Source organism: Acinetobacter sp. YH12117, from assembly GCF_013418865.1.
GTDB classification, from domain to species: Bacteria; Pseudomonadota; Gammaproteobacteria; order Pseudomonadales; family Moraxellaceae; genus Acinetobacter; species Acinetobacter indicus.
This window is the reverse complement of the sequence record NZ_VPBF01000086.1, coordinates 1-2,209: the sequence shown is the minus strand read 5'-3', so window position 1 is coordinate 2,209 and position 2,209 is coordinate 1. Positions and strand designations below refer to the sequence as shown.

The window sequence follows — 2,209 nt, the reverse complement described above, 5'->3', positions numbered from 1 at the left end:
GGTGACCGCGCCCGTCTTGGCCACTTGGTGGGTATGGCCCGCTTTCTTGACCAGGTGCGTGGCAATGACGCGGTAAACGATGCCCAGCACCCACCCCATGATCTCGGGCCGGCTGGCAAACAGGAAACGCAGCTGAAACGGGAAGCTCAACACCCACTGACGCATGGGTTGTTCAGGCAGTACTTCATCAACCAGCAAGGCGGCACTTTCGGCCATCCGCCGCGCCCCACAGCTCGGGCAGAAACCGCGACGCTTACAGCTGAAAGCGACCAGGTGCTCGGCGTGGCAAGACTCGCAGCGAACCCGTAGAAAGCCATGCTCCAGCCGCCCGCATTGGAGAAATTCTTCAAATTCCCGTTGCACATAGCCCGGCAATTCCTTTCCCTGCTCTGCCAAATGGGCAGCGAACGTCTGGTAGTATTCTTCGACAATCCGATAGAGCAGGGTTTGCTCGGGCCGGTGACGCTGGTAACGACCAGTGTTCTCGTCCCGGCTGGCCATCCTGGCCGCCACTTGGGGCATGATCCGCATCCTTGCGATAGCCATAGCTAAACTCGGGTGCCTCGTCATCAGGCCCGAGGCGAATACTGCCAAAGCGTGACAACCCCAACCAGAGTGTAAAAATGACAAAGCCACTGGTCACTAATAAGTACAACCAGCCAAAGTCATCAGCGGTCGCATCCAGTGCTTTTTGCGCTAACTCTTGAACGCCATCAGGGTTACTGACTGTGGCAATTAAAAACAAACCAATAAAGAGTATTGATAGGTAAAAAACGGTTCCTACGTCTCCTAAAAGACGGTTTACCCATTGCTTAAACGTACTCATTACTTTCCTTAGAACTTACTATTTAACTAACTATTTCTTACAGGCAACCACTTGAACGACTGCTCCTTTACCCTGGTGATAGTTTCCTTCAGAGATTTCACGCTCTACTTCAGCACCTATTATAAAATCCAAACCGTTTAGTTCTTGCTGCAACCCTTCAAGCGACATAAACATATCTATTTGCGAGGCAGGAGGACCACCCACTCCATCCATGTCAATATGAGCAGCTGTATAGGCTTCTAGCATAAAGACGCCATTTTCTTTTAATGCAGCCACTGCCTGCTTATGCAATTTCAACCGTAACTCAAGAGGCACATGAGCGAAAATTGAAACGATGCCATCCCAAGCGTCTACGCCTAAATCATACTCATTTAAGTTGGCTACCACTGTGGTGATTTTTACACCCTGTTCAGCCGCCAATTTGTGTGCTTTTTCTAAGCCGACGCTAGACTGGTCAACCGCTGTAACGTCATAACCTTGCTTGGCTAAAAACACAGCATTGCGACCTTCACCTTCGGCTAAGCAAAGAACCTTACCTCCTTTAGGTAATTTAGAAAATTCGGCTTGTAATAAATAAAGGCACTCAAGATTTTTATGCTTATTTTTCTAATTGGGAAGCTGTTCTATTTACCCAAATATCGGAAGATGTTATTTTTGCCTTTAACGAATACGCAGCATTAATACGCGAAGACTTGTTTGTTGCAGATGACGAGGAATTTGAGGTTTTAGCAGTTATAAACCTCTCTCCAACTAAAGATGTTAATGGAAATTATGGTCTAATTTTTTATACCGCAATCGAAGACGAAGAGATCAATGAATATAATGCAGGTATGCTTTTTTCTGATATAGTGCTAGTTTACGATAATGGATATTTTAACACTGTTCGCTTTGAGGACATAATTGATGAAGATCAAGAAACAATATTGGATGAAGGCATTCATAATACAAGAATTGAGATTGAAGGTTATGAGTTTGAAATAAAAATTAAAACCATTTTAGATGAAATATCAAGCGATGATTTTTCAAAAAACTTGGCATTTAATAATAAAATTGAAATTGATATAGACTCTGAATCCGTTAAATTAGGCTCCACTTTAGAAGAAGTCTTAAGCGACATGAAACTAAGTTTATATCTAGGAATTTATTATATAAATCACCACAAACATTCTAATGTTCAAGTTACAAAAGATATGGTTGTTTCTTATGACATTGACACAGAAGGATACGGCTTTATAGTTATCAAATATACTGTTGATACGCGAATCTCAACTTTTAATTAATTTTTCCAACTGTAAAGGAGGATTACCTAATTGAGAATTTAAAACGACTGAAATTGTATGTGAAAGAATTTTTCGAGTGATACGATGAGATAAATGCCATAGA

At 42.8% G+C, this 2,209-nt stretch carries 3 protein-coding genes and 2 pseudogenes; 1 reads left to right on the top strand and 4 read right to left on the bottom strand.

The annotated features are described in order from the left end of the window. The 3 genes and pseudogenes from FTU55_RS14860 to FTU55_RS14855 form a co-directional block, all read right to left on the bottom strand. Nucleotides 1-444: transposase zinc-binding domain-containing protein (locus tag FTU55_RS14860; RefSeq protein ID WP_373686127.1), on the bottom strand; the 444-nt coding region annotated here is incomplete at its 3' end. Continuing rightward, nucleotides 347-826, bottom strand: coding sequence for a BCCT family transporter (locus tag FTU55_RS15340; protein ID WP_373685458.1), 480 nt, complete (start codon nucleotides 824-826; stop codon nucleotides 347-349). The genes FTU55_RS14860 and FTU55_RS15340, both read right to left, overlap by 98 nt. 30 nt (nucleotides 827-856) lie before the next feature. After that, nucleotides 857-1,369: pseudogene (locus FTU55_RS14855) on the bottom strand (class I SAM-dependent methyltransferase); the annotation flags it as partial. Nucleotides 1,370-1,518: 149 nt separating this feature from the next. On the opposite strand from FTU55_RS14855, the gene FTU55_RS14850 reads away from it, so the two are divergent. After that, nucleotides 1,519-2,106 carry a hypothetical protein gene (locus FTU55_RS14850; RefSeq protein WP_180005651.1) on the top strand — a complete coding sequence of 196 codons (588 nt, stop codon included), beginning with the start codon at nucleotides 1,519-1,521 and terminating at the stop codon, nucleotides 2,104-2,106. On the opposite strand, the pseudogene FTU55_RS14845 reads toward FTU55_RS14850, so the two are convergent. Then, a pseudogene (locus FTU55_RS14845) lies at nucleotides 2,092-2,209 on the bottom strand (IS982 family transposase); the annotation flags it as partial. The gene FTU55_RS14850 and the pseudogene FTU55_RS14845 sit on opposite strands and share 15 nt — an antisense overlap.